Raw genomic sequence first — 5,790 nt, forward strand, 5'->3', positions numbered from 1 at the left:
GCCCTGCTCCGAACCGGCCTCCGTGCCGCGCTCGGCCTCGCCGCCCTCGGAGCGACCGCCGCCGCGCTTGCGCCGGCGGCGCCGGCGACGGCGCTGGCCGTCGCCCTCATCCGATTTCTCCGAACGCTCGGCTCCAACCTCGCGACCGTCGTCGGCCTCGTCGCCCTCGGCGTCGGTCTCGCCCAAGACCTCCGGGCCGGCGGCGTCCTCGAGGGTTTCGTCCTCGATCTCCTCGAAGGTGTCGTCCTCCTCGATCTCGGAAGTCGGCGAGATCGCGGTGGCGCGGATTCCGGTGATCGGACCCTCGGCGCGCTGGGCCGGCTCGCCGCGATCCAGCTGGTAGGCGGTGGTGGCCCCCAGCCGCTCGTCGGCGGCGATGGTCACGGTGACGCCAAAGCGCATCTCGAGCTCGTGCAGGTGCCCGCGCTTCTGATTGAGGATGTACAGCGCCACCTCGGTGCGGGTACGCAGGATGAGGTTGTGGCTCGCCGACTTGAGCAGCGCCTCCTCGATCGCCCGCAGGATGTGCAGGGCGACCGATGCGGTGGCGCGTACGAAGCCGGAGCCGCCGCAATGCACGCACGGCACCGACGAGGATTCGAGCACGCCGGTGCGGATGCGCTGGCGGCTCATCTCCATCAGGCCGAAGGGCGAGATGCGGCCGACCTGGATGCGGGCGCGGTCGTTCTTCAGGCAGTCGTTGAGCTTCTTCTCGACGGCGCGGTTGTTGCGCTTCTCCTCCATGTCGATGAAGTCGATCACCACGAGGCCGGCGAGGTCGCGCAGGCGTAGCTGGCGGGCGACCTCCTCGGCCGCCTCCATGTTGGTGCGAAGCGCCGTGTCCTCGATGTCGTGCTCGCGGGTCGAGCGACCGGAGTTCACGTCGATCGAGACCAGGGCCTCGGTCGGGTTGATCACGAGATAGCCGCCGGACTTCAGCGTCACGTGGGTCGAGAACATCGCGTCGAGCTGCTGCTCGACGCCGTGGCGGGCGAAAATCGGCGTCGCGTCGCGGTAGGGCTTCACCACCTTTGCGGATTGCGGCATCAGCATGCGCATGAAGTCGCGCGCCTCGGCATAGGCCGCCTCACCCGAGACCAGGACCTCGTCGAGGTCCTTGTTGTAGAGGTCGCGGATCGCGCGCTTGATCAGCGAGCCCTCCTCGTAGACCAAGGCCGGCGCGGTCGAGGACAGGGTCAGCGCGCGCACGCTCTCCCACAGACGCATCAGGTATTCGAAGTCGCGCTTGATCTCCGGCATCGTGCGCGAGGCGCCGGCCGTGCGCAGGATCACGCCCATGCCGTCGGGCACCTCCAGCGCCTGGGCGGTCTCCTTGAGGCGCTTGCGGTCGGCGGCCGAGGTGATCTTGCGGGAGATCCCGCCGCCGCGGCCGGTGTTCGGCATCAGCACCGAGTAGCGGCCGGCGAGCGACAGATAGGTGGTGAGCGCCGCGCCCTTGGTGCCGCGCTCCTCCTTGACGACCTGGACCAGGATGATCTGGCGGCGCTTGATCACCTCCTGGATCTTATAGTGGCGGCGGTGGCTGCGCGGACGCTCGGGCAGCTCGCCGAGCGCGTCGCCGTTGCCGCCGACCTGCGAGATCTTCGGCTCGGCGTCGGGATCCTCGTCGCCCTCGTCCTCGTCGGACTCCTCGTCGTCGCCGTCCTCTTCGTCCTCGTCGTCGGAATCGTCGTCCTCGTCCTCGTCTTCATCCTCGTCGGATTCGTCCTCGGACGCCGTCGGCGCCTCGGCGACGGTCAGTCCCTGGGCCACGGCGACGATCGCCTCAGGGCGCAGGGCGTCGTCGGCGGTCTCCCCGTCCTGGGCCTCGTGCTCATGCGCCTCGCCGGCAGGCTCGTCGGCGGACGGCTCGGGCAGGACGGCGGAGGCGTCGCTGCCCGGCGCGATCGCGCCCTCGGGCCGGTCCTCGTCCACATGCGCTTCGGCGACGTGATCGTCGCCGGCATGGGCTTCGTGGGCATGGGCTTCGTGGGCATGGGCCTCAGCGGCCTGCGTGTCGTGGGACTGCGCGTCGTGATGCGCTTCGCCGGCCGGGGCATCATGCCCGTCCGCACGGGCGGCCTCGTGCGACGCGTCATGCTCCTGCGCGACGTCCTCGGCGCTCACGGTCTCGTCGAGCTTGGCGGCGGAGGCCTCGGCCCGGCGCCCGCGGACGCGGCGGCCGTTGCTGCGCGGCGACTTGCGGCGGCGTTCCTCGCGCTCGCGGTGCTCTTCCGCGTCGCGCGCCTCGTCCTCGAGCAGCGCCTGCCGGTCGGCGAGCGGGATTTGGTAGTAGTCGGGGTGGATCTCCGAGAAGGCGAGGAAGCCGTGGCGGTTGCCGCCGTACTCGACGAAGGCGGCCTGGAGCGAGGGCTCCACGCGCGTCACCTTGGCGAGATAGATGTTGCCGCGAAGCTGGCGCCGGTTGGCCGCCTCGAAGTCGAATTCCTCAACCCTAGAACCGTGAACCGTGACGACCCGGGTCTCTTCCGGATGCATCGCGTCGATGAGCATCTTGTTGTTGGCCATGACGAACTTTCGACATGGCGGCGGACGTCGCTCTCCTGGGCCCGTGTCCCGGTGGAGCCTCGCCCGGCCTGAAGGCCGTCAGGGAGAGGGCTCGCGCCGGCCTCGAAACCGAGGCCGCGGGGCTTGAACTGAAGGGATTGCCGTCAACCGCCGCTCGGCGCGCGCTTCCGCTGCGCCTGGGGTTGAACCTGATCGGGGGGACGGACGGATCGGCGCGACGCGCATCGCGCACGCTGACGGCATGGGCAACGGCAATCGATGCTGTGCCTCCGTCCATCTGTATTCCCGACCTCGCGAAAACCATCTCGACCGTCCCGTAATGACGAGGCGACCGCGAATTCCATGATAACCCATGCGCCGGGGCAAAACCCGTCGCGTGTGCAGAGCCCCGGCCGTCCAGGGCCGCAGCGGCGGAGAATCGTCGCCGCAGCGGGCACGCCGTCGCCCGATGGCGGGCCGCGACGCACGAACGATCCCGTGAGGATCGGACAGGGCCTGCCATCATTACAGATCGTCGCAGGGATTTGGCAAGGCCGAGCTGGAATCGCCCGCCAAGCGCCTGCAGGGCGGCGCCCGTTTCAAACCGGCCGGCGTGTTCGCGGGCGGGAGGCCAGGGCGCCGATGTCGCGCCCGACACCCACAATCTTGCCGGCTTTAGGGCGCGGACTGCCGGTCCTGCGGTTGCACGGGCGGCGATCCGCCGAGCCCGCTCGACGACCCTCTTCGATTCCCTCGGATGGAGTGCGCGAGCCCTTGTTGAAAACCATCGCCCTGGTCGTCTCGGTCGCCGCCTTCCTCGCGCTCCGGGCCTTCGTGAAGTTCCTGTTGCTCCCGTTCCGCGCCCTGCGGAACCTCCGGAAGGACAGCCCGATCTCGACCTGAGCTCAGCTTGGCCGACGGCCCTCGCCGAACCGCCCGTCGCAGAACCGCCCGTCGAAGGGCCACGGGCGGCTATTGGAACCGTGAACGGCGGGGCGCCGATCGTGCCTTCCGGCGTGGGCTGGAATCATGACAGATCGCCGCGGGGGCCTGAAGGCCCGGCGGTGGGAATACCGAATCGATGGCCAACCGTGAGCCGGTGCTGGCGCCCGTCCCGATCGCGGACCTGCGCCCGACGCAGATGACGGTGGGCTACCGGGAGGTCGCCGAGAAGCGGCGGCGCTGGCGCGACTATGACGACGACAAGCGCGCCGCCTTCCTGGGGGCGCACATGGTGCCGACGCTGCTCGGGCCGAAGAAGCACCACTACGTCATCGATCACCACCATTTGTCCCGCGCCCTGCTGGAAGAGGGCGTCGAGAGCGTGCTCGTGACCGTGGTCGCGGACCTGCACCACCTCGACAAGGACGCGTTCTGGACGGTGTGCGACCACAAATCGTGGGTGCATCCCTACGATGCCGAGGGCGTGCGCGCCGGGTTCAAGGATATCCCCAAGGCGATGGTGGACCTCGCCGACGACCCCTACCGGAGCCTGGCCGGCGAGCTGCGCCGGGCCGGGGGCTTCGCCAAGGACACGACGCCGTTCAGCGAGTTCCTCTGGGCCGACTACCTCCGTCGCCACGTCAAGGCCAAGCGCATCGAGAACGACTTTTCGGCGGCGCTGGAGGAGGCGATGGCCTTGGCCAAGGCGTCCGAGACGAGCTACCTCCCCGGCTGGTGCGGCCCGACCGCATAGCGGCGCTCGGCCCTTGCGTCACAGGCCCCAATACGGCGCCGCGTTGTAGTAGCGGTGGACCCGCTCCTCCCAGGCGTGGTCTTCGGCCGGGTCGGTGCCCTCGGGCGAGCGCTGCGGGGCGTCGCGCAGCTGCGCCTCGGTGACGTCGACGACGTAGGCGTCGTGCTCGGGCGAGAAACGCAGCACCGCCCAGGGCAGCGTATGGAAGCCCTCGCCGAGCCCGAGGAAGCCGCCGAAGCTCATCACCGCGTAGGCGACCTGGCCCGAGCGCTTGTCGAGCATCAGCCGCTCGATCCGTCCGACCTTGGTGCCGTCCGGCCGGCGCACGTCGGTGCCGACGACGCGGTCGTGGGCGATCAGGCTGCGGGCCTGTTCAGAGGTATCCGGCGTGGGTGTCACGATGCGGCCTCCGGTTCGTTCGGCCCGCGCGACGGCGGGCCTGCCCGAAAAACGCCCCGGCGGCGGGCGACGTTCCGATCCTCGACGGGCGACCGCCGGACCGGATACACAGACCCGCATGCACACGCGCCGCCTCGCCCTCTCCGCCGCCCTCGTCCTTTCGTCGGCCCTCGCTTCGCCCGCCCACGCCCAGGACAAGGGGACCCTCAACCCCAAACCCCTGCCGCCGCTGGAAAATCCCGACGCGCCCTCGACCCCGGCCAAGGCGCTGTTCGGGCGGGCGACCGGCCCGGCCTCCGGCCCCGCCCACGCCTACGGCTCCTACGCCAAAGGCTGTTTCTCGGGCGGCGCGGCGCTGCCGATCGACGGGGCGACGTGGCAGGTGATGCGCCTGTCGCGCAACCGGAACTGGGGCACGCCCTACCTCGTCGACTTCCTGGAGCGGCTGGCGGCCAAGGCGCCGCGGGTCGGCTGGCCGGGCCTGCTCGTCGGCGACATGTCGCAGCCGCGCGGCGGTCCGATGCTCACCGGCCACGCCTCGCACCAGCTCGGGCTCGACGCCGACGTGTGGCTCACCCCGATGCCGAACCGGCGCATGACGCGGGCGGAGCGCGAGGAGACCTCGGCCACCGACATGGTGCGGCCCGACCGCCTCGACATCGACCCCGACACCTGGACGCCGGAGCGGCTGAGCCTGATCCGCCTCACCGCCGAGCAGCCGGAGGTGGCGCGCATCTTCGTCAACCCGGCGATCAAGAAGGCCCTGTGCCGGGAGGCGGACGGCAGCCGCGGCTGGCTGCGCAAGGTGCGCCCGATGTATGGGCACAATTATCACTACCATATCCGCCTCGCCTGCCCGGACGGCCAGGATTCCTGCGGCGACCAGGCCGCGCCGCCGCCCGGCGACGGCTGCGGCGAGGAGCTCGCCTACTGGTTCAGCGACGCGATCCTCCACCCCCGCCCCCCGAAGACCAAGCCGAAGCCACGCCCGCCGATGACCATGGCGGCCCTGCCGGCCGAGTGCCGGATGGTGCTGAAGGCGCGCTGAAGGCGAAGGTTCGCAGGCGGATCGCCAGCGACCGGTCGGGCAGGGCCATCGCATGGGCGAGGCAGTCGCGCAGGCGCACCGGCCCGGCCTCCCGGGCGAGGGGATGGCCGGCCCGCATCAGCGCGCAGAGCGGCTGGCG

Annotated in this window: 6 protein-coding genes and 1 pseudogene; 4 read left to right on the forward strand and 3 right to left on the reverse strand. The window is 70.7% G+C overall.

Going from position 1 to position 5,790, the window contains the following annotated elements; all coding sequences use genetic code 11:
• Positions 1-2,529, reverse strand: a 2,529-nt coding sequence (locus FV229_RS24740; protein ID WP_147754485.1) for a ribonuclease E/G, incomplete at its 3' end; no start/stop codon positions are given.
• A gap of 14 nt (positions 2,530-2,543) precedes the next feature.
• On the opposite strand from FV229_RS24740, the gene FV229_RS27825 reads away from it, so the two are divergent.
• From FV229_RS27825 to FV229_RS24750, 3 genes are all read left to right on the forward strand, one after another.
• Positions 2,544-2,849, forward strand: a complete 306-nt coding sequence (locus FV229_RS27825; protein WP_147754486.1) for a hypothetical protein — start codon at positions 2,544-2,546, stop codon at positions 2,847-2,849.
• 436 nt (positions 2,850-3,285) lie between these two features.
• Entirely contained in the window at positions 3,286-3,411 is a 126-nt protein-coding gene (locus tag FV229_RS28515) for a hypothetical protein (protein ID WP_281406016.1), read from the forward strand.
• 178 nt (positions 3,412-3,589) lie between these two features.
• Entirely contained in the window at positions 3,590-4,204 is a 615-nt protein-coding gene (locus FV229_RS24750; RefSeq protein WP_147754487.1) for a ParB-like protein, read from the forward strand.
• Between the two features lie 18 nt (positions 4,205-4,222).
• Here FV229_RS24750 and FV229_RS24755 read toward each other — a convergent pair whose 3' ends face one another.
• Positions 4,223-4,603 (reverse strand): PRC-barrel domain-containing protein, encoded by a 381-nt coding sequence (locus FV229_RS24755; RefSeq protein WP_246688330.1) that lies wholly within the window; start codon positions 4,601-4,603, stop codon positions 4,223-4,225.
• A 118-nt stretch (positions 4,604-4,721) separates the two neighbouring features.
• Between FV229_RS24755 and mepA the strand changes: the two genes are divergently transcribed.
• Complete coding sequence (gene mepA / locus FV229_RS24760) at positions 4,722-5,651, forward strand: penicillin-insensitive murein endopeptidase (RefSeq protein WP_147754489.1); 930 nt, start codon at positions 4,722-4,724, stop codon at positions 5,649-5,651.
• 16 nt (positions 5,652-5,667) lie between these two features.
• Here mepA and FV229_RS28290 read toward each other — a convergent pair.
• Positions 5,668-5,790 (reverse strand): annotated as a pseudogene (locus FV229_RS28290) (LysR family transcriptional regulator); the annotation flags it as partial.

This window comes from Methylobacterium sp. WL120 (genome assembly GCF_008039465.1).
GTDB classification, from domain to species: Bacteria; Pseudomonadota; Alphaproteobacteria; order Rhizobiales; family Beijerinckiaceae; genus Methylobacterium; species Methylobacterium cerastii.

Bases quoted from the DNA above. Each gene is read 5' to 3' on its own strand.
- FV229_RS24750 (WP_147754487.1), top strand. From the start codon at position 3,590: ATGGCCAACCGTGAGCCGGTGCTGGCGCCCGTCCCGATCGCGGACCTG.
- mepA (WP_147754489.1), top strand. From the start codon at position 4,722: ATGCACACGCGCCGCCTCGCCCTCTCCGCCGCCCTCGTCCTTTCGTCG.
- FV229_RS27825 (WP_147754486.1), top strand. From the start codon at position 2,544: ATGGCGGCGGACGTCGCTCTCCTGGGCCCGTGTCCCGGTGGAGCCTCG.